General features: G+C 75.4%; 17 protein-coding genes. 10 read left to right on the forward strand and 7 right to left on the reverse strand.

What is annotated here, in order from left to right:
- The first annotated feature begins 17 nt into the window (after positions 1-17).
- Together B4U46_RS02360 and B4U46_RS02365 are read left to right on the forward strand one after the other, a co-directional pair.
- Positions 18-1,892: an HSP90 family protein gene (locus B4U46_RS02360; RefSeq protein ID WP_079423600.1), complete on the forward strand. Its 1,875-nt coding sequence runs from the start codon at positions 18-20 to the stop codon at positions 1,890-1,892.
- Entirely contained in the window at positions 1,892-4,939 is a 3,048-nt protein-coding gene (locus tag B4U46_RS02365; protein ID WP_079423601.1) for a tetratricopeptide repeat protein, read from the forward strand. Before B4U46_RS02360 ends, B4U46_RS02365 begins: the two co-directional genes overlap by 1 nt.
- A gap of 91 nt (positions 4,940-5,030) precedes the next feature.
- Here the strand turns inward: B4U46_RS02365 and B4U46_RS02370 are convergent, their stop codons facing one another.
- Positions 5,031-5,939, reverse strand: coding sequence for a GlxA family transcriptional regulator (locus B4U46_RS02370; protein ID WP_079431509.1), 909 nt, complete (start codon positions 5,937-5,939; stop codon positions 5,031-5,033).
- A 141-nt stretch (positions 5,940-6,080) separates the two neighbouring features.
- Between B4U46_RS02370 and B4U46_RS02375 the strand changes: the two genes are divergently transcribed.
- Entirely contained in the window at positions 6,081-6,758 is a 678-nt protein-coding gene (locus tag B4U46_RS02375) for an MBL fold metallo-hydrolase (protein WP_079423602.1), read from the forward strand.
- Between the two features lie 134 nt (positions 6,759-6,892).
- Positions 6,893-7,552: an intradiol ring-cleavage dioxygenase gene (locus B4U46_RS02380; RefSeq protein WP_107438210.1), complete on the forward strand. Its 660-nt coding sequence runs from the start codon at positions 6,893-6,895 to the stop codon at positions 7,550-7,552.
- Here B4U46_RS02380 and B4U46_RS02385 read toward each other — a convergent pair.
- Positions 7,531-9,636 (reverse strand): MMPL family transporter, encoded by a 2,106-nt coding sequence (locus B4U46_RS02385; RefSeq protein WP_079423606.1) that lies wholly within the window; start codon positions 9,634-9,636, stop codon positions 7,531-7,533. The two genes, B4U46_RS02380 and B4U46_RS02385, sit on opposite strands and share 22 nt — an antisense overlap.
- Before the next feature lie 348 nt (positions 9,637-9,984).
- Here B4U46_RS02385 and B4U46_RS02390 point away from each other — a divergent pair, with 348 nt between their 5' ends.
- Positions 9,985-11,385 carry a hypothetical protein gene (locus B4U46_RS02390; protein WP_079423608.1) on the forward strand — a complete coding sequence of 467 codons (1,401 nt, stop codon included), beginning with the start codon at positions 9,985-9,987 and terminating at the stop codon, positions 11,383-11,385.
- 171 nt (positions 11,386-11,556) lie between these two features.
- On the forward strand, positions 11,557-12,432 hold the full coding sequence (locus B4U46_RS02395; RefSeq protein ID WP_079423610.1) for a dienelactone hydrolase family protein: 876 nt from the start codon (positions 11,557-11,559) through the stop codon (positions 12,430-12,432).
- Between the two features lie 6 nt (positions 12,433-12,438).
- Here the strand turns inward: B4U46_RS02395 and B4U46_RS02400 are convergent, their stop codons facing one another.
- On the reverse strand, positions 12,439-12,915 hold the full coding sequence (locus B4U46_RS02400) for a hypothetical protein (RefSeq protein ID WP_100864616.1): 477 nt from the start codon (positions 12,913-12,915) through the stop codon (positions 12,439-12,441).
- Between the two features lie 135 nt (positions 12,916-13,050).
- Entirely contained in the window at positions 13,051-13,668 is a 618-nt protein-coding gene (locus tag B4U46_RS02405; RefSeq protein ID WP_237292557.1) for a CAP domain-containing protein, read from the reverse strand.
- A gap of 316 nt (positions 13,669-13,984) precedes the next feature.
- On the opposite strand from B4U46_RS02405, the gene B4U46_RS02410 reads away from it, so the two are divergent.
- The 4 genes from B4U46_RS02410 (at position 13,985) to B4U46_RS02425 (ending at position 18,076) form a co-directional block, all read left to right on the forward strand.
- The gene (locus B4U46_RS02410) at positions 13,985-14,368 is read left to right on the forward strand and encodes a hypothetical protein (protein ID WP_123995913.1); all 384 of its coding nucleotides are present in this window, start codon (positions 13,985-13,987) and stop codon (positions 14,366-14,368) included.
- Between the two features lie 175 nt (positions 14,369-14,543).
- Positions 14,544-15,905 (forward strand): MFS transporter, encoded by a 1,362-nt coding sequence (locus B4U46_RS02415; protein WP_079423614.1) that lies wholly within the window; start codon positions 14,544-14,546, stop codon positions 15,903-15,905.
- A gap of 42 nt (positions 15,906-15,947) precedes the next feature.
- Entirely contained in the window at positions 15,948-16,667 is a 720-nt protein-coding gene (locus B4U46_RS02420; RefSeq protein WP_100864617.1) for a response regulator transcription factor, read from the forward strand.
- Positions 16,664-18,076: a sensor histidine kinase gene (locus B4U46_RS02425; protein ID WP_208949807.1), complete on the forward strand. Its 1,413-nt coding sequence runs from the start codon at positions 16,664-16,666 to the stop codon at positions 18,074-18,076. Before B4U46_RS02420 ends, B4U46_RS02425 begins: the two co-directional genes overlap by 4 nt.
- On the opposite strand, the gene B4U46_RS02430 is transcribed toward B4U46_RS02425, so the two are convergent.
- From B4U46_RS02430 to B4U46_RS02440, 3 genes are all read right to left on the reverse strand, one after another.
- The gene (locus B4U46_RS02430) at positions 18,055-19,023 is read right to left on the reverse strand and encodes a TAXI family TRAP transporter solute-binding subunit (RefSeq protein ID WP_237292558.1); all 969 of its coding nucleotides are present in this window, start codon (positions 19,021-19,023) and stop codon (positions 18,055-18,057) included. The genes B4U46_RS02425 and B4U46_RS02430 overlap by 22 nt on opposite strands.
- A gap of 68 nt (positions 19,024-19,091) precedes the next feature.
- Positions 19,092-19,736 (reverse strand): cysteine hydrolase family protein, encoded by a 645-nt coding sequence (locus B4U46_RS02435; protein ID WP_237292559.1) that lies wholly within the window; start codon positions 19,734-19,736, stop codon positions 19,092-19,094.
- 141 nt (positions 19,737-19,877) lie between these two features.
- Complete coding sequence (locus tag B4U46_RS02440; protein WP_079423618.1) at positions 19,878-20,870, reverse strand: GlxA family transcriptional regulator; 993 nt, start codon at positions 20,868-20,870, stop codon at positions 19,878-19,880.
- Positions 20,871-20,879: the final 9 nt, after the last annotated feature.

Below are 20,879 nucleotides of genomic sequence, written 5' to 3' on the forward strand. Positions count from 1 at the left end.
ACCGAAAGTCTTCCACGGTGTCCCCATCCGAGTCCGCCCACACCTTCCAGGTCGACCTGCGAGGCCTGGTGGATCTGCTGTCCCACCACCTCTACTCCAGCCCGCGGGTCTACCTGCGCGAGCTCCTGCAGAACGCGGTGGACGCCATCACGGCCCGCCGCGCGGCCGATCCTTCGGCGCCCGCCACCATCACGGTCCGCACCGGGGACGGGCTCACCGTCACCGACAGCGGCATCGGCCTGACCGAGGCCGATGTGCACCGCTTCCTCGCCACCATCGGCCGCAGCTCCAAGCGCACCACGGACGGCGGCCTCGACGGTGCCGGGCTCGACGCGGCGCGCGGGGACTTCATCGGGCAGTTCGGCATCGGCCTGCTCGCCTGCTTCGTCGTCGCTGACGAGATCACCGTGGTGAGCCGGCACGCCGGCGACCCCGCCGCGCCCGCCGTCGAGTGGCGCGGCCACTCCGACGGCCGCTACACCATCCGCACCCTGCCGGCCGACGCCGCGGTGGCACCCGGCACCACGGTGCGGCTGCGCCCGCGCGCCGACAACGCCGAGTGGACGGCCCCCGCCCGGGTCGTCGAGCTGGCCCGCCACTACGGGAGCCTGCTGCCGTACGAGGTCACGGTCGCCGGACCGGACGGCGACAGCGTCCGCATCGACGCGGCCCCGCCGTGGGAGCGCGAGCACCGCTCGCCGCTGGCCCGCCGCGAGGCGCTGGCCGCCTACTGCCGTGACGTCTTCGACTTCGTGCCGCTCGACACGATCGAGCTCGACCTGCCGGCGGCGGGGCTGCGCGGTGTCGCCTACGTCCTGCCGACGGCGCTCAGCCCGGCGCAGCGCGCGGGCCACCGCGTGCACCTCAAGGGCATGCTGCTCACCGACCGGGCGACGGAACTGCTGCCCGACTGGGCGTTCTTCGTGCGCTGCGTCATCGACACCTCCAGCCTGCGCCCGACGGCCTCCCGCGAGGCGCTGTACGAGGACGGCACGCTGTCGGCGGTCCGGGACGCGCTGGGCGTGCGGATCCGGGACTGGCTCACCGGGCTGGCGGCGAGCGATCCGGCGCTGCTGCACCGGTTCATCGACGTCCACCACCTCGCGGTGAAGGCGCTGGCCCGTTACGACGACGAGCTGCTGCGGATCGTGCTGCCGTGGCTGCCGTTCGAGACCACGGACGGCAACGTCACCCTGGAGGAGTTCGCCAGGACCCACGCGACCGTCCTGGTCACGCGCAGCGTGGAGGAGTTCCGGCAGGTCGCACCGATCGCCGCCGCGGCCGGCCTGGGCGTCGTCAACGGCGGTTACACCTACGACCGGGACCTGGTGCACCGGCTGCCGGAGATCCGGCCGGGCACGGCCGTGACGGACCTGGACCCGGCCACGGTCACCGCGCACCTGGACGCCGTGGACCCGTCGGCGGAGATCCGGGCGGCGGCGTTCCTGGGCATCGCGCGGGAGGTGATCGCCGCCCAGGACTGCGACGTGGTCCTGCGCGACTTCCAGCCCGTGACGGCGCCGGCGCTGCTGCTGGACAACCGGGAGGCCCGCCACGAGCGGACCCGCTCCTCTCTGGCCGCCGACAGCGACGGCCTGTGGGCGGACATCCTGGGCTCGCTGCGCAGTGAGACCCCGCGCGCCCAGCTGGTCCTCAACCACCTCAATCCGCTGGTGCGCCAGGCCGTCACGATCGAGGAGCGCGGGCTCGCCGTCGCCGCCGCCGAGTCCCTGTACGGGCAGGCGCTGCTGCTGAGCCGCCGTCCGCTCAAGGCGAGCGAGAGCGCCCTGCTCAACCGGGCCTTCATCGGCCTGCTCACCCACGCCATGCACCCCTCGGGCGGGGGCGGCGACAGCGCCGCGTCCGGCGCCGACTCCCGGAAGGAACCGTGATGCTGGACACCCCGGAGGCCGTGTTCGAGGCGTTGCGTGAGAACCACGACCGCCCGCACGGGCTGCAGCGCACCGTCACCGCCGAGGAGCTGGCCGAGGCGGCCGAGCCGTTCGAGAAGCCCGAGGTGCTGGTCACGGCGCTGATGGAGCTGATGACGGCGTACGAGTTCACCGGCGAGCACCGCAAGGCGCCGGTGGTGTTCGCCCGGCTGCTGAAGCTGTGGGAGGACTCGCCGGGCGCGTTCAGCGAGTGGGAGGCGGACCAGATCCTGTGGCGGTTCAAGTGGGTGACCACTTCCCTGCTGCAGGTGCCCGAGGTCCCGACGGCCGTGATCGAGGCGTGGATCGGCCGTATGCGGGAGCGGTACGAGGCGGACGGGCACGGCGTGCAGCCGGTGGCGGCGATGCGCTACCACCTGGCCGCCCACACCGGCAGCGGTGTCGAGGACGCCTACGACCTGTGGGCGACGCGCCCCCGGACCCGGCTGAGCGACTGCGAGGCCTGCGAGACCCGCACCCACGCGCTGCACCGGGTGCGGTCGGGTGAGGACGCGGCGGCGCTGGAGCTGTGGGCGCCGGTGCTGACCGGGGCCTCCTCGTGCGCGGAGGAGCCGCAGTCGAGCCAGGCGCGGGCCCTGCTGCCGCTGGTGCGGCTGGGCCGGACCGACGAGGCGCGGGCGCACCACCTGACCGGATACCGGGCGGTGCGCGGCAAGACCGGGATGCAGCAGGAGGTGGGGCTGCACCTGGAGTTCTGCGCGCTCACCCGCAACGAGGGCCGGGGCCTGGAGATCCTCGCCGAGAACCGGCCGCTGTTCGAGGCGGCCGGCGCCCCACTGAACCGTCTCGGGTTCCTGACCGGTGTCGAGGTGCTGCTCGCCCGGCTCGTGGCGGACGGCCACGCGGGCACCCCGGTCGCCGGGCCGCCGGGGCGCAACTGGACGGCCGGTGAGCTGCTGGCCACCGTACGGGCGGAGGCGGAGCGGCTGGCCGGTGCCTTCGACGCGCGCAACGGCACGACGGAGCAGGGCGACCGGCGCCGGACCCGGCTGGAGCGGGGGCCGCTGCTGGACGAGCCGCTGCCGCTGGGGCTGCGTACGGCCGTGACGCGTACGGCCGCCGCCGGTACGGCCGCCACCGGGACGTCCTCCACTGCGCCTTCGCCGAACGTCCCCGCTGCCGGCGCTGTGGAGGTTCCGGCCGGCTTCGTCGAACTGGTGCGGGAGGCGCGGCGGCTGGACGCCCTCGGGCATCCGGGCGACGCCCCGCTGTGGGCACGGATCGCGGAGGCGGTGGACGCCGAGGGCCACGTGCACGACGAACGGCTCGGGCCGGAGGGCCGGCTGCGTGCCGAGCTCGCCGAGCAGCGCGCCTTCGGCCTGCGGGTGCGGGACCTCGACCGGGAGGCCTGCGAGGCCATGGCGGAGGCCGCGGCCCTGTTCGAGCGGGCCGGCATGGTCTGGGACGCCCTGACGGCCCGGTCGATGGCGCTGGCGTGGACGGTGCGGCCCGGCTCCGGGGACGAGGGCGCCGGTGACGCCGGTACTTCCGGAGCGGCCGCGGTACGGGCCGGGCTGGAGGCGCTGGTGCGGGAGGCGGAAGCGCTTCTCGCCGCGGGCACCGGCGCGGACGCCGCGTACGACGTGCCGGGGGCCGACGCCCCCGTCGCCGGGACCGGACCGGGAAGCATCGCCGCCCGGCGGTACCTGGCGGTGCTGTACGCGCCGGCGTACGCCGCCTTCCACCAGGCCATGGAGGAGGCGCCGGAGGTGTCGGCGGCCACCCGCGAGTGGTTCGAGGCGGCCGCCGGCGCCCTGCGTTCGCAGTCCGTGCGGCTGTCCGCGCCCCACCAGGCGGCTGCCGCGCTGGAGTTCACGGCGAACCTCGCCCTGCGTCTGGGGGAGACCGAGCGCGCCGAGCGGGAGCTGCGGGCCGTGCTGGAGGAGCTGGCCTCGGGCGCCTCCGAGCGTCCCTGGAAGGGCAACCGGCCGCGGGCGGTCCTCGCCCAGCTCCTGATCGCGCAGGGGCGGCACGACGAGGCCGTGGAGCTGCTGCACCAGGCGATCGCCCTCACGGTCCGCCACGGCGACCCGGCCTTCCCGCTGGCGCCCGCCTACTCGATGCTCGGCCACGCGGCCGCGCACACCGGTGACACCGCCGGTGCGGTACGGCACTTCTCCGAGGCCGCCGACCGGTTCGACCGGGACGGCGACCACGACCAGGCGGCCGACGTGCGGCTGCAGCTCGCGGACCTGCTCCGGGGCACCGGCCGGGCCGCGGAGGCCGTGGCCGTCCTGGAGTCGGTGGTCGCCGACGCCGCCGCCGGCTCCCTCGATCCGCGCCTGCTCGCCCAGGGCCGGCTGAGCCTGGCCCGGGGGCTGCGGGAGCTGGAGGAACACCTGGCCGCCGCCGAGGAGTTCCTGCGGCTGGCCGACTCCGCCGCGGCCTGGGGCGGGGAGGGCGAGGCAGTGCTGACCTCGGTGGCCTCGGAGGCGGCGGTCGCGCTGGCCACCGCCGACCGCTGGGACGCCGCCCGGGCCGCGTACGCCCGCGCGGTCGCCACGCACGAGCAGGCGCCCAACCCTTCGGTGATCACGCAGATGATGCGCGAGTTCGCCCGCCTCAACCAGTCGGCCCGCGGCGCGGAAGGGGTGGAGGCCTCCCTCGCCCACCTGGCGGAGGCCGACGCCGTGTGCGCGGCGGCGCCGCGGGACGCGGAGGGGTTCACCCTCTGGTTCGAGCACGGCAGCATCCGCTACCGGCGGGCGCTGGTCCTCGCGGACGCCGGCCGCTTCACGGAGGCGCTGGCCGAGGCCGAGGCGTCGGTGGCCGCGCACGAGGGGGGCGGACAGCACGGCGAGGAGGCGCGCGCGGAGGCGGTGCGCATCGCGGCGCTGATCGAGCTCAACGGCCTGGACCGCCCCGAGGCCGCGGCGGCCCGTCTCGCGGCGGGCGCGGCCCGCTGCGAGCAGCGCGGCCTCCCGGAGGCGGCGCGCATCCTGGAGGGCATCCGCCAGGACATCACCTCCGCCCGGCAGGAGGGCTGACCCCCCGCCCGTCGACCGGCGCTGCCGGACGCGGTACGGGGAGGGGCGGTGGAGCCGTACCACCACCCCTCTCCGTACGACCGCCCTTCTGCTACGGCGAGTTCGTGAACGACCTGCGGTAGGAGCGGGGCGGGATCCCCCGGCGGCGGACGAACTGCTCGCGCAGGACGGCCGCGCTGCCATAGCCGACCCGTCGGGCGATCTCCTCGACGGGCAGGTCGGTGGTCTCCAGCAGTTCCTCGGCGCTGCTCAGCCGCAGGCCGCGCAGCCAGGCGTGCGGGGTGGTGCCGGTGGCGGCGGTGAAACGGCGGGCGAAGGAGCGCTTGCTCATCAGGGCGCGCCGGGCCAGCTCCTCGACGGGGAGCGGTTCGTGCAGGTGGGCGCGGGCCCAGGCGAGCACGTCGGAGAGGCGTTCGTCCTGGCAGTTCTCCGGTACGGGCGCCGCCAGGTACTGGGCCTGCCCGCCGTCGCGGTGGGAGGGCAGGACCATGTCCCGTGCCACGGCGTTGGCCGTGGCGGCTCCGTGCTCCCGGCGGATCAGGTGCACGCAGAGGTCGAATCCGGCGGCGGCTCCGGCGCCCGTCGCGATGGTGCCCTCGTCGATGTAGAGGGAGTCGGGTTCGACGCTGACCTCGGGATGGCGCTCGGCGAGCAGGCCGGTGAACCGCCAGTGGGTGGTGGCCCGGCGGCCGTCGAGGAGCCCGGCGGCGGCGAGGGCGAAGGTGCCGACGCAGTGGGCGGCGACGAGCGCGCCGCGCCGGTGCGCGGCGGCCAGGGCTTCGAGGACGGGCGGGGCGGGGGGCGTGCGGAAGCCGGTCCAGGGCAGGGCGATGACGAGGTCCGCCTCCGCCAGCCGGTCCAGGCCGTGCGTGAGGGAGAGGGGCACGCCGAGATCGGTGGGCACGGCGCCGGGCCGGTCGGAGCAGAGGGCGAAGTCGAACGCCGGCATCCCCTCCCCCCTCGGCCCGAACACCTCGGTGACGATGCCGACGGCGAGCATGCCGACGCCGGGCGGGGCGTAGGCGGCGACGGTGAGGAAGGGCTGCTGCACGGAGGCAGTCTGCCAGGTGTGGCACGAATCCTGCGATCGGTGTCATCGATGCCACTCGTGGGACGCCGGCCCGGCGAAAAGAATGGGGTCATGACCGAGGCACTGACTGAAGCACTCACCGAAGTACCGACCGAAGCACTGGCCGAAGCACCGGCCGGAGCACCGGACGGCGCGGACACCGACGCACCGACCGGCCGCAGCGCCGTCTACGCGGTCCTGAACACCGGCTACGTCGGCTCCACCGGCCCCGGTGTGGCCGCCACCGTCTCCTACGTCGGCGACGGCGGCCGGCACGTGATCTTCGATCCGGGCATGGTGGCGAGCCCGGGCCACATCCTGGATCCGCTGGCCGAACTGGGCCTCGGCGCCGACGACATCACCGACGTGGTGCTGAGCCACCACCACCCGGACAACATCATGAACGCGGGCCTGTTCCCCAAGGCCAGGATCCACGACCACAAGGCGGAGTACCTGGGCCACCGGTGGACGGCCCGCGACGCCGAGGGCTACGAACTCACCCCCTCCCTGCGCCTGATCCACACCCCGGGTCACAGCCCGGAGGACATCACCCTGCTGGCGGGCACGGCTTCGGGTGTGGTGGCCTTCGCCGGCGACCTGTGGTGGCACGCCGAGGGCCCGGCGGACGATCCGGTCGCCCCGGACCGCGAGGCGCTGCGCGCCGCCCGCCTGCGCGTCCTGGCCGTGGCGGACCTGGTCGTCCCGGGACACGGCGCCCCGTTCGAGGCGGGCGACGGCGTGCCGGTGTAGGCCGTGGCGGGCGGTCCGGCGACGCCCGGTCGGCCGTGTGTCGGTCGTGGGAGGCGGTGGCGGGGTGCGGCACCGTGGGCTGCGGTGGGCGGCCGTCCGGGTCGGCGGCCCCGGGCGTAGGCGGGAGAGGTTCCATGACCGACCACGGCAGCTTCCCGAGCAGTCGTCGTGCCCTGCTGCTGGCCGCCGGATCGGCCTCCGTCGCCGCCCTCGCCGGCTGCGCCCGGCCGGCCGCCGCACCGGCGGCGGGGACCGCGCCCGGGTGCGTGCTGGCCGTGACGGCGGGGGCGGGTCCGAACTACTCCGGGCCGGGCCGGACCCGTTCGGACGTCACCGACGGGCGTGCGGGCGTGCCCCTGCGGCTGGATCTGACGGTGGTGCGGGCGTCGGCGGGATGCCGTCCGCTCGCCGGGGCCGCCGTCGACATCTGGCAGGCCGATGCCGCCGGGGTCTACTCGGAGGGGCGGGAGAACTTCCTGCGCGGGGTCCAGACCACCGACGCCTCCGGCCGGTGCGTGTTCCGCACGATCGTGCCCGGCTGGTACGCGGGCCTGGCACCGCACATCCACTTCAAGGTGCGGCCCGACGCGCACACCGAGACGACCTCGCAGTTCTTCTTCCCCGAGGACGTCCTGCACGAGGTCTACGCCCGGCAGCCGTACGCCCGGCGCAAGGCGCCGCGCAGCCCCAACGCGCACGACGACCGGTACCGGGCGGCCGGCGGCACCATGACGCTGGCGCCGGTGGCCGAGGGCGGCGGCTACCGGGCCGCCTACACCGTCGGCATCGCCTGAACCGCGGCGGGCCTGCGCAGCGGGGCCGGAGCCCACCAGTTGGCCCGGCCGAGCAGGGTCATGGTGGCCGGGACCAGCAGGCAGCGCACCAGGGTGGCGTCGACCACGACGACGAGGGTGAGGGCCGTCGCGAGCTGCTTCATCACCAGGACCTGGCCCGTCGCGAACCCGGTGAAGACGATGCACATCAGCAGGGCCGAGGAGCTGATGACCCCGGCGGAACGCTGGAGGCCGGCTTCCACCGCGAGGTCGTTGTCGGCTCCCCGCCGGTAGGCCTCCTGGATGCGGGAGAGCAGGAAGACCTCGTAGTCCATCGACAGGCCGAAGGCCAGCGCGAAGACGACCACCGGCAGCCAGTAGCCGAGCCCGCCGAGGGTGTGCACGCCCAGGAGGCGGGCGCACCAGCCGTCCTGGAAGACCAGGACCAGCGCGCCGAACGAGGCCCCCAGGGAGAGGGTGTTCATCAGGATCGCCTTGAGCGGCAGGAGCAGCGAGCCGGTCATCAGCAGGAGCAGGACGTAGCTGACGAGGGCGATGACGGCGGCCGCGCGCGGGGCGTGGCGGACGACCTCCGCCCGGAAGTCGGCGTCCACGGCGTTGCGGCCGGTCACCCAGACCGGGAAGCCGGCCGGGCGGTCGGCCCGGACCTCGCCGACGAGGCGGTCGGCCGTGCCGGGGGTCGTGTCGTGCACGGGGACCACGCGGACGACGGAGACGCCGGGCCCGGCGGCGGTGGCCGGTCCGACGGTCTCCACCCCGGGGAGGCGGGCCAGATCCCGTGCCCAGGCCCCGAGCCGGGCGGGGTCGGTGCGGGCGACGACCACGACGGCGTCGGCCCGGTGCTGGGGGAACCGCCCGGCGACCAGGTCGGCGAAGTGCCGGGCCTCGCTGCCGGGCGGCAGCTGCCGTTCGCCGACCGGGCTTTCGAGGCGGACGTGCAGGAAGGGCGCGGCGGAGGCCAGGAGGAGGACGCCGACGCCGAGGGCGACGGCCGGGGCGCGCCGGCGGGTCCAGCGGGCGAGGGCGGCGAAGACCCCCTCGTCGGCGTCCCGGTGGCCGCGCGCGCCGATCCGCGGGCCGCAGGCGGCCAGCAGTGCGGGGGTGAGGGTGACGGCGGCGGCGAGGGAGAGCAGGACGGTGCCGGCGGCGGCCAGGCCGACGGAGGCGTAGAAGTCGCTGGGGAAGGCGGCGAGTCCGCTGAGCGCCGCGGCGATGACCAGCGCGGCGAACAGGACGGAGCGGCCGGCGCTGCCCATGGTCCGGACGACGGCGTCGGCGGTGTCGTGGCCGTCGGCCAGTTCCTCCCGCAGCCGGCCGACGATCAGCAGCGAGTAGTCCACGGCCAGTCCGAGGCCGACCATCGTGGTGGTGGACAGCACGGGGGAGGTCAGGTCGTACCAGCGGGACAGCAGCAGGAGCCACGGCATCCCGGCGGCGACCGTGGCCACGGCGGCGGCGAGCGGAACGGCGGCCGCCACGAAGCCGCCGAAGAGGAGGCAGACCACGAGCAGGGTCACGGGCAGGGTGATCAGCTCGGCGCGGCGGGTGTCGGCCACGGTGCGGGCCGCCACTTCGGCGCGGGCCCGGTCGCTGCCGCCGAGGGTGACCTCGGCGGCGGGCAGGGCGCGGTGGACGGCGCGCAGCCGGGCTTCGACGGCGTGTTCGCAGCGGCGGCGGGCGGGGTCGGACAGGGCCCGGCCGAGCCGTACGGAGAGCAGGACGGCCCGCCCGTCGGCGGAGGCGGCGGTGCCGGTGAGGGGGGTGACGCTGTGGACTGCGGGGAGCGCGGCCAGGTCGCGGCGGGCGGCCGTCAGTTCGCGGCGCAGCGCCGGGTCGCGGGCGGGGAGTCCGGCGACCACGGCGTCGATCTGCGTCCCGTAGGGCCGGGCCGCTTCCAGCAGCCGGTTGGCCCGGACCGATTCGTGTGCGGCGACGCTCCAGGGCCGGCGGTCCAGCCGGGCCGTCACCGGGCCGGCGGCGGCCAGGCCGGCGCCCAGGAGCAGCAGCCAGGCCGTCAGGACGAGCACGTGCCGTCGTACGCAGACCCGGGCCAGCCGGGCCGGGATCCCGCTCAGCCCCGGCATCCGCGGCCCGTCGCGGAGCGGGAGGGGCAGCCGCAGACGGGGGGCACGGCCGTCCGGAGGGGGTGGGCGACTGCGGTCATGGGGGGCTCCGGTCGATGGGCTGGCGGGCTGGGCGGGCGGGAGGCCGCCCTTTCAACGACGGGCCGGTGCCGGTGTGGCGGGCGGGCCGCCGCTGTCAGCCACCCGGCCCACCAGCCCCCGCTTTTGAAGTTTCAACCTTCAGGCGGCGCAGGCGAGTTGGCCGGAACCCGAGATGACCGCACCGGTCTGCTCATGTCATGATCGACCCTCACGTTACTTCTCGGTAACGCACTCGGATCCCCCCATTTACCGAACGGTTCTTCCCACGTGCGCACGTTCACCCAACGCCTCCTGCTCCCCGGCCTGACCACGCTGGCGCTCACCACCGCCGGCTGCGCCTCCCCGGCGCACACCGACTCCGCCGGCCCGGCGGCCGCGCCCGGCGCCCCGGCCGCGGGCAGCTCCCAGCAGCTCGAAGTGGCCGCCGCGCCCCAGGGCTCGGCCGACCCGACGCCGCTGGCCCGTACCGCGACCGGCGACGGCCGGCCCGAGAAGTCCTCGCTGCGGGTCGCCTCCTACGACAAGGGCAGCGGGCGGGCCGTCATAGCCGCGGCCCCCAAGCCCCCCAAGGACGGCCGGAATTCCCCCGCCGACGGCTCCCCCGCCCCCGCCAAGCCGGTGGCGGCCGGCGATGTCATCGCCAGCGCCCCGGCGCCCGGCGCCCCCGACGGGCTCCTGGCCAAGGTCACCGAGGTCGTCGGGCAGACCGACCGCGGCACCGAGGTGAAGACCGCCCCCACGACCCTGTCCGCCGCCCTCGGCGAGGCCAAGGCCGACGGCAAGGTCAAGGTCGACCCGTCCTCCATGACCGTCGAACCCCTGCTGAAGGGGGTCACCTTCTCCTGGGCCAAGGGCGACGGCGCCCGATTCGGCGCCGAGGGCGCGAAGCTGCCGCTGGGCAGCCTCCGGCTCGACGTGAACGCCGCCGTCGACACCGCCAAGGACGCCCCCGCCTCGGCCGGCGCCTCGGTGTCCGGCTTCGTCCAGCTCGCCCCGCAGGTGGAGTTCTCGTACACGGGGACGAAGATCGGCTCCGCACCGAGCGCGGCCTTCCTCGGCATGAGCGGCGACTGGTCCTCGCAGTGGGCCCTCAAGGGCCGCGCGGCGGCGAGCACCGGCGCGCCGAAGCGCATCCCGTTCGCCAAGCTGCACAGCGCCCCCGTGATCCAGGTGGGCCCGGTCCCGGTCGTGGTCAACCTCGACCTGACGGCGTACATCCAGGTGGAGGCCGACGGCCAGGTCACCCTCGACGTCCAGCAGGACGTCAAGGGCGACTTCCGCGTCGGCGGCAGCTACGCGACGGGCAAGGGCTGGACCCCGGTCAGCACCTCGGCCGTCCACAGCACCCCGGTGAAGGCCACCGTCGCCGCCTCCGGACGGGTCAAGGCCGCCGTGGGCGCCGAGGCCTCCGTCGGCCTGTACGGTGCCGTGGGCGTCGGCGCCGACTTCGCCCCCTACCTGCGCGGCGAAGCCGACGCCAAGGCGTCCGCGTCCACCGACGGCAAGACCTCGGTGAGCGGCGCCTGGGCCCTGTACGGCGGCCTCGACCTCAGCGGCCAACTCCACTTCCAGCTCTCCCTGTTCGGCACCCCCGTCCTGGAACGCCGCATCCCCCTGGGCACCCTCCACCGCGAATGGCCCCTCACCAGCGGCGGCACCGGCCGCTGACCCGGCCCGCCCCACCGCCGGGCGAAGGCTCCCCTCCGGGGCCTTCGCCCGCTGCGGCTCCGGGGCCATGGCGGCGCCGCCCGCACGACGCGTCACCCCAAGACCTTGACCAACGGTCGCTACGTGCGGGTAACTTGAGGCCGTCCAGGAAGTCCGACGGAAGGGGAGGCCGTGGCTGACCACGACCTGGCCGGGTTCGCCAAGAGCACGTTCACCCACGACGGCGTCACCCGCCGCGTGCTGCGCCGCGGGACCGGCCCGGCGGTGATCGTCATCGCCGAGATCCCCGGCATTACCCCCAAGGTCCTCGAGTTCGCCGCACGCGTGGCGGACGCCGGCTGTACGGCCGTGCTCCCGGTGCTGTTCGGTACGCCCGGGCGGGACGCGAACCCCTCGACCGCGGGCTGGGCGGGTGCCGCCCGCGCCGTGGGCTCGGCGATGGGGCAGGTGTGCGTCAGCCGGGAGTTCACGGTGCTGGCCACCGGGCGCAGTTCGCGCGTGGTGGGCTGGCTGCGCGCGCTCGCCGCCGCCGAGCACGAGCGCTGCGGCGGTCCCGGGGTCGGCGCGGTCGGGATGTGCCTGACCGGCGGCTTCGCGCTCGCCATGGCCACCGACGAGCGGATGCTCGCCCCCGTGCTGTCCCAGCCGTCCCTCCCCCTGCCGTGGACGCCGGGCCGCGCCGGCTCGATCGACATCAGCCCCCGGGAACTGGCCGTCGTACGCGGGCGCTGCGAGCGCGAGGGGCTCCAGGTCCTGGGGCTGCGGTTCAAGAGCGACCGCCTGGTACCCGGCGAGCGGTTCGCGTTCCTGCGCCGCGCGCTCGGGGACGCCTTCGTGGCCGTCGAGCTGGAGGACGACGCGGCCAACCCGGAGAGCCCCATGCCGCCGCACTCCGTCCTCACGGAGCACCTCGTCGACGAGCCCGGGCAGCCGACCCGGCAGGCGCTGGACACCGTACTGGACCTGTTCCGCGAGAAGCTGCTCGGGAAGGGGCCCCGGGTGGGATCCGGGGACGGGGCCGGGGAGGGGACCGGCGTCGCCGGGTGAGTTCGGTCAGTACACGAGCTTGTAGGTGACGTCCTTGTGCACGGGCTCCGGCGCGGTGTCCGTGTACAGCAGCCGGATCACGGTGAAGCGCTGGACACCGGGGTGCGTGGGCCAGGGCCGGGGCGCACTCAGGGTGACCTTCACCGGGTAGGGGCGGAAACGGCCCGCAGCGCAGTACGGACGGCAGTCGTTCACCATGTCGGTGCCGGTCGCGGTCGCCGTGCCCGCGCCCCAGGTGTCCCAGCGGAGTCCGACGAGGCGGTTGTTGCCGTCACCGCAGGCCAGGATGTACTCCTCGGGCCGCACCTGGGCGGCGGAGAAGCAGTCCACGACCACCACCGGGTACGGGTCCGCCGGTGCGGGGGCCTGCGCCGCCGCGGGCGCGGACACCGCCGCCAGGGCGGCCGCCGCGCACAGCAGTCCGGCCTTGCGTCCCCGCGGCCGGGCCGGGCGGGCGCGCCGCCCGTCTCCTGAAGCGTCCACGAGCCCCTCCTCGCCAGTCGGCTCCGCTGTCGGCGCTGCCGCCACACGTCCAGCTTTGCCCATCCGGGCGGCCCGCGCACCCGCTGGGCGCGGGCCCGTCACTTCACGTCACCGCCGTCACTGCCGCCGGCGCCGTCACTGCTGGCAGCGTCCGAAGGTGACCACGTACGTACCGGCCCCGCTCGCCCCGGCTCCGGCCGGGTCGGCCGCTCCCTCCTGGGCCCAGCTGCCGTACTCGCGCAGCGAGCCGTCCAGGATGATGTTGCGGTGGCCCGGGCTGTTCATCCACCAGGTGACGGCGGCCTTCGGGGTGCCAGAGGTGCCCCAGCCGGTGTACGCGATCTCGGCGACGGCCCAGGACCGGGGGTTCGGGCAGTAGCCGGCCGCCTTGATGCGGCTCTGCGGGGTGGAGCCGGTCTGCGGGTTGGTGTGCGCGTCCTTCCCCGGCCCCCACCACTTCAGCTGCACGGCCGCGGCGGTGTGCTGCTGGGCCGCCGCCGTCAGGGACGGGTTGCTGGTCAGGGGCTGGAGTCCGCGCTGCGTGCGCTCGGCGTTGATGAGGCACGCGACGGCGAGCCTCGCCGCGTCGGCGCCGCCGCCCGGCGAGCGGGCGGAAGCGGCGGGGTCGCAGTACGCGGCCGACGCGGGCGCGGCCGCCACCGGTACGAGCGTGGCGGCGAGGCATCCGGCCGTCGCCAGGGTCAGGGCGATACGGGTCGGTGAAGCGAGTCTTCTGCTCACGTGGTTGCTCACGGGGTCCCACCTCCTGCTGGAAACGAACAGGAATCAGGCGTCGGACACCGGCTGTCGGGTGTCAGGTATCCGGCCATCCGGTGTCGGACGTCGGGTGTGCCGACCGGCGTGGAGACGCCTCAGCGCCGCGGCTTCCCGTCCCAGCCTGCCACCGGGCCCCTCTGATCGCCACGCGGCCCTCCCGCGGCTGCGGGCCCGGCCGGGCACAGGGGTGAAGACGTATCCATCATGACAGGTCAGAGGCGGTTTTCGTAGGACCGAAAGCACAGCCCATTGCCCTTGTTTGGGGGTGTGTGCGGCTTTCAGAATCTCCCTCATGAATCCCACGGCGCACATCAATCACGACGCTGTCCTGCGAGCCCGCGTGGCCCTCCTCGGATCCGGAACCCTCCCGCTGCGGCAGGAGGTCGCCGCCTACCGGGTCCTGGTCCAGGTGAGCCCGCTGGCCTATCTGCCGCGGCTGGCCGGGGCGTTGGGCGAATACAGCCTCCAGTTCGCCGACCGGCCGCAGATAGCCCTGGCCCTGCGCGCCGAGGCGGTGGCGGCCGCACGCCGCATGCACGCGCAGGAACACGGCTGGGAGCAGCTGCTGTTCACCGCTCTGGTGGGCTACCGAGAGCAGCTGGAGCTCATGGACCGGCAGGACGAGCTCCCCGCGGTGGACGCGGAGACCGGACGCCTCGGCGCCGGCGGCCGCTGACCCCCGCGCGGCCCCTGGCCCCGGCGCGGACGCCCGGGGACGCGCGGTTTTCTTAGCGGAACGTTAGATCTGGGTGACGGGCCTTGTCCGGGTGCGGTGGCGGATCCAGTCTGGGCACTCCCCCGCATCCGGGGGTGCCACCCCTCCCCATCAGGGACTTCCCTCTGGAGCCGCCATGTCCTCGTCCTCCGTCGCACTCGGTCCGCCGCCCGGGGAGGAGCGCCGCGGGCGCCGTCTCGCGCTCGTCGGGGGGTCCCTGGGGAACCTGGTGGAGTGGTACGACTGGTTCGTCTACGCCAGCTTCGCCATCTACTTCGCCGACTCCTTCTTCCCCGGCGACAACCCGACCACCAAGCTGATGAACACGGCCGGCATCTTCGCGGTCGGGTTCCTGATGCGTCCGGTCGGCGGGTGGGTCCTGGGGCGGGCCGCCGACCGGCACGGGCGCAAGAGCGCGCTCACGCTGACCGTCAGCATGATGTCGGTGGCCGCCCTGCTGATCGCCGTCGCCCCGACCTACGGCCAGGCCGGCTACTTCGGGGCCGTCGTGCTGCTGCTGGCCCGGCTGCTCCAGGGGATGAGCATCGGCGGCGAGTACGCGGCCAGTGCCACCTACCTGACGGAGGCCTCGGCCCGCGACCGCCGCGGGCTGGGCTCCTCGTTCCAGTACGTGTCCATGACCTGCGGCCAGCTCCTCGGCCTGGGGATCCTGATCACGATGCAGCACACCCTGACCAAGGAGCAGCTGGGCAGCTGGGGCTGGCGGATCCCGTTCGTCCTCGGCGCGGTGTTCGCGGTCGTGGTGTTCTGGCTGCGGCGCCGGCTGCAGGAGACCGACGCGTTCCAGGAGGGCGGCGCGCACGACGACAGTGCGCGCGGCTCGCTCAAGGCCCTGTGGGAGCACCGGCGGCAGGCGGGGCTGGTCATGGCGCTCACCCTCGGCGGCACCGTCGCCTACTACACCTACACCACCTACCTCACCAAGTACCTGGTCGGCAGCGCCGGCATGGCCAAGAACACGGCCACACTGGTGAGTTTCACCGCCCTCGCCCTCTTCGCGGTGCTCCAGCCCTTCGCCGGGATGCTCTCCGACCGGATCGGCCGCCGCCCGCTGCTGATCACCTTCGCCGTGGGCTGCACCGTCGGCACCTATCCGATCATGACGGCGCTCGGTTCGGCGTCCTCGTACTGGTCCGCGCTCGGCCTGTCCCTGCTGGCCCTGGTGATCGTCACCGGCTACACCTCCATCAACGCGGCGGTCAAGGCCGAGCTGTTCCCCACCCGGGTGCGGGCCCTGGGCGTGGCGCTGCCGTACGCGATCGCCAACGCGCTCTTCGGCGGCACCGCGGAGTACGTGGCGCTGTGGTTCAAGAAGGGCGGGCACGAGGGGATGTTCTTCTGGTACGTGTCCGGGTGCGCCCTCGTCTCGCTCGTGACGTACGTGCTGATGCCGGACACCCGCAACGCGGCGCTCAGCCGCGCCGAGGAGGAGGCGGGGACGCAGCCGGCGCCGGCCGGTGCGGGGGCGGCGCGATAGGCTGCCGGCCGGTTCTGGGGTCCGGGGTGCGGGGAGGTGGCGGTGCACGCGCTGCTGGTCGAGGACGACGACCGCATGGCCCGGGCCCTGGGCACCGCCCTCGCCCGGCGGGGGCACACCGTGCGCCGGGTCAGCCGGGCGCTGGACGCCCTGCGGTACGTCCACGAGGCCGGGTTCGTCCTGCTCGACCTCGGCCTGCCCGACCTCGACGGGCTGGAACTGCTGCGGCGGCTGCGCACCGTCTGCGACGCGCCGCTGATCGTGGTGACCGCGCGCTGCGAGGAGCGGGACGTGGTGCAGGGGCTGCGGGCGGGCGCAGACGACTACGTGGTCAAGCCGTTCCGGATGGCGGAGCTGATCGCCCGGATCGACACCGTACGCCGGCGGACGCAGGTCCCCGGTGGGTCGCCCGGCGGCGATCCCGCCGGCGCCGGCGGCCGGGCCGTGCGCGCCGGGGACGTGGAGGTGGACCCGGCCGGGCGGACCGTCACCGTGGCCGGGAGTGAAGTCCGGCTGACCCGGCGGGAGTTCGACGTCCTGGCACTGCTGGCCGCCCGCCCCGACGAAGTGCACTCCCGCGAGGAGATCCTGGACCGCATCTGGGGCGACGCCTTCCTCGCCGCCTCGCGCTCCCTGGACGTGCACGTGGCGGGCATCCGCGCCAAGACGGGCCGTCCGGGCCTGGTGCGCACGGTGCGCGGGTTCGGCTACCAGCTCGGCGCGGACCCGGCCGTACGCGGGGAGCGGGGCGCGGACCGGTGAGGCGCAGGCTGCTCGTGGTGCTGATGGTGCTCATGGGGGTGGCCGCGCTGCTGCTGTGCGTGCCCCTGGCCGACGCCTACGCGCGGGGGCGGACCGAGCACCTGCTGCTCCAGCGGCGTTCGGAGGCCGTCCGGTTCGCCGACCTCGCGGACCGGACGGGCACCGAGGCCGACCGGGCGGAGCTGTCCGCCGAGATCGGCCGGTACGCGCAGCTGTACGGGGCCTCGGTGACCGTGGTCGACGCGGCGGGGGCGACGGTGGCGCGGGCGCAGGGAGCGGGGCCCGCCGCACGCACCCCGCCGGCGGCGGCGTCGGAGGCCCGGCGGCGGGCCCTCACCGGGCGTTCCACCGACCGGCTGCCGACGGTCCGCCCCTGGGGCCCGGACCGCGTGGTGCTGGCCGAGCCGGTGGGGCGGGACGAACGGGTCAGCGGGGCGGTGCTGATGACCGTGCCCACCGGGGCGGCCCGCCGGGACGTGACCCTGCGCTGGGCGCTGATCGCCGCCGGCGCGGTCACCGCGTTCGCGGCGGCGGCCCTGGTCGCGGCGGGGATCACCCGCTGGCTGCTGCGCCCGGTCCTCGACCTGGACCGGGCGGTGGAGGGGCTGGCGGCCGGGAGCCTGCGGGCCCGGGCCGTCTCCGACACCGGGCCGCCGGAACTGCGGCGGCTGCGGCGCCACTTCAACGGGATGGCGGAGGCCGTCGCCGACTCCCTGGGCCGCCAGCGGGCGTTCGTCGCCGACGCCTCGCACCAGCTGCGCAACCCCCTGGCCACGCTGGTGCTCCAGCTGGAGAACGTCGAACCGCACATCGTGCCGGGTCCGGGCCTGGCCGAGCACGCCCGGGCGCTGGACGAGGCGGAGCGGCTGGAGGAGCTGCTGGACGGGCTGCTGGAGCTGGCGCGGGTGGAGTCCGGGACGGCGCGGCGCGCGGACCAGGACCTGGCGGGGGCGGTACGGCGACGGGTGGAGGCCTGGGAGCCGGTCTTCCGTGCCGCGGGGCTGGAGCTCGCGGCCGAGGGCCTTCCCCGGGAGCTGCGCGTACGGGCCCTGCCGGACGCGGCGGGTCGGATCCTGGACGCGCTGCTGGACAACGCGGTGAAGTTCGTACCGTCCGGTGGCCGGGTGGAGGTGCGCGTTTCGGGTCCGTCGGGCGGGCAGGCCCTCGTGCGGGTCGCGGACGACGGGCCGGGGGTGCCGGCCGGCCGGCGGGAGCTGCTGCTGGGGCGTTTCGCCCGCGCCCCCGAGCACCAGAACGTGCCCGGCAGCGGGCTGGGGCTGGCCATCGCCGAGGAGATCGCCCGGCTGAGCGGGGGCGGGCTCGAGGTCGCCGGGAACGATCCGCGGGGCCTGGTCTTCGCGTTCCGGCTGCCGTGCCCCGCGGAGGGTCAGCCGTACACCGAGCGGTAGTGGGCGACGGCGCCCGGGTGGAGCGGGACCAGGCCGGTGGAGATGGCGAAGCGGGGTTCCAGCCGCACCCCCGCCGTCACCTCGCGCAGCAGGTCGTGGCGGCGGTCGAAGACCACCCGGAGCAGGTCGCGGGCGGCGGCGGGGGGCACGTCCGGGCGGGCCAGCAGGTAGTTGCCGACGCCGACCGTGCCCACGGGGGCGGTCAGTCCGTAGGCCCCCGCGGGCAGGGTGACCGCCGTGTAGACGGGCCCGTAGCGGCCGCGCAGGGCTCCCGTGTAGCCGTCCAGCGGGAGGAAGCGAAGGGGGAGTTCGCGGGCCAGGCCGGTCAGGGCGGGGGTGGGTACCCCGCCGGACCAGAACACGGCGTCGACGGTGCCCGCGCGCAGCGCCGCCGCCGACTCGGCCAGGCCCAGCTGCCGTTCGTCCGCCGGGGACGGGCCCGTGGTCAGTCCGGCGGCGCTCAGCAGGCGGCCGGCCAGGACCTGGACCCCGGACCCGGCGGCGCCGGCCGCGAGCGGGCGCCCGGCGAGGTCGGTGACGGAGCGGGCGGGACCGGCGGCCGGGACGAGGAGGTGGGTGTAGTTGACGTAGACGCGGGCCAGTGCCGTCACCGGGGCGCGGCGGGCGAACGGCTCGCGCCCCAGGGCGGCGTCCTCGGCGACGTCGGCCATGGACAGCGCGAGGTCGACGGAGCCCTCGTCCAGCCGGCGCAGGTTGTCCACGCTGGCGGCGGTGGGGACGGGCACGATCCGCAGCGGGCTCCCGCTGTCGGCGACCGCCCGGGCGAGGGCCTGTCCGAAGGCGTTGTACGGGCCTCCCGGCGGCCCGGTCGCCAGCCGGAGCCGGGGCCCGGGGCCGGAGCTCCCGGAGCATCCGGCCAGGGCCGCCGCGAGCGCGCAGAGGCCGGCCCCGATCAGGTGCCGGCGTCCGGTCTGCGCGCTGCTCACGGCGGCAGCCTAGGGGCGTGCCGGGGCTCGGACCAGGGCCCGGGTCAGGGCCCTGGTCCGAGCCCGGGTCAGGGGCGCAGGCCGGCCGCGGTGGGGACGACGACGCCGAACATGTCGGTGATCGTCGTCAGGGCGGCGCTCTGGAGGGCCGCGGCGGGCAGGACGGTGCCGTCGGGGGCGGCGAGGGCGCGGGTGGCGGTGGCCTCGGCGACGACGGTGGGCCGGTAGCCGAGGTTGAAGGCCTGCTGGGCGGTGAAGGTGATGCACATGTGCGTCATGAACCCGGCGAGGACGAGGTCCTTGCCGCTGCCCGCGGCGAAGCCGAGGCCGGTCAGGGTCTTCTCCAGTTCGGTGGCGTGGAAGGCGTTGGGGAAGTTCTTGACCACGACGGGTTCGCCGTCGGCAGGGGCCACCTCCTCGCTGAGGGCGCCGATGTGCTCGCGGACGTCGTACGGGCTGCCCTCGCCGCCGTCGTGGACGACGTGCACGACCGGGGTACCGGCGGCGCGGGCCCGCTCCAGCAGGCGGGCGCCCGCCGCGACGGCCTCCTCGGCGCCCTCCAGGGCCATCACGCCGGTGCGGTAGGTGTTCTGGAAGTCGATCATGATCAGGACGGACTCGGCCAGCCGGGGCGGCCGGTTCTCCAGCCCGCTCAGGTCGCGCAGGGTCGTGGACGCGGTGGTGGCGGCGGTGTTCGCGGTCGTGGTGCTCACTGGATGCCTCTCATCGGTTCTGATCGGTACTCGTTCGGGATGCGGGTCGGCGGAAGCGGGCAGGGCGCAGCGCTCCGCCCGGCCGTCCGCCGGGGGACATCGGGGTGTTCGGGTGTGCCGGTGTTGCGGCCCGTCAGGCCGTCAGGCCGTCTGGGTGCGGAAGCGGCGCCGGTAGGCCGCGGGAGTGGTGGCGAGCTGGCGCCGGAAGGCCCGGTGCAGGGTCTCCGCGGAGCCGAGCCCGGAGCCGGCCGCCACCTGGTCGAGCGGGCAGTCGGTGGTCTCCAGCAGCCGCCGGGCCAGTTCGACGCGGACCGCTTCGACGTAGGCGGCGGGGCTGGTGCCCGTCTCCTGTTTGAAGACGCGGGCGAAGTGCCGTTCGCTCAGGCACATCCGGGCGGCCAGGGCCGGTGCGGACAGGTCGGCGTCGGGGTGGTCGGCGATCCACAGCCGCAGCTCGTCGATCTCCCGGCGCCCGGCTGCGGGGCGGCTGAGCGGTACCGAGAACTGGCTCTGGCCGCCCTGCCGCTTGAGGTACATCACCAGCTGCCGGGCCACGGCGAGCGCGGTCTGCTCGCCCAGGTCCTCGGCCACCAGGGCCAGCGCGAGGTCGAGGCAGGCGCTGATCCCGGCCCCGGTCCACAGCCGGCCGCGGTCGGTCCGCACGAAGATGGGGTCCGGGTCGACCGTGACGCCGGGGTGTTCTGCGGCGAGCTGGGCGGCCGTCGACCAGTGGGTGGTGGCCGTCCGCCCGTCGAGCAGCCCGGCGGCGGCCAGCAGATGGGCGCCCACGCACACCGAGGCGACGCGCCGGGCGTGCGGGGCGGTCTCCCTCACCCAGGCGACGACCTCCTCGTCGATCCGGGCGACGGGCCCGTCCTCGGCCATGTCGACCGCGCCCGGCACGAGGAGGGTGTCCACCCCGGCGCCGACATCGGCGAAGGCCACGTCGGTCAGCAGCCGCACGCCCGCCGACGTGCGCACCGCGCCGACGGCGGCCCCGGCGAGGCGGACCTCGTAGCCGGCCCGGCCCGCGGTCTCGCGGTTGGCCAGCGCGAAGACCTCTGCGGGGCCGGTGACGTCGAGGAGGTCGACATCGGGGAAGACCGCGATGACGACACGGTGTGCGGTGGGCATGCGCCCATC

Origin of the sequence: Streptomyces katrae (genome assembly GCF_002028425.1) — a bacterium.
In the GTDB taxonomy this organism is placed as follows: Bacteria; Actinomycetota; Actinomycetes; order Streptomycetales; family Streptomycetaceae; genus Streptomyces; species Streptomyces katrae_A.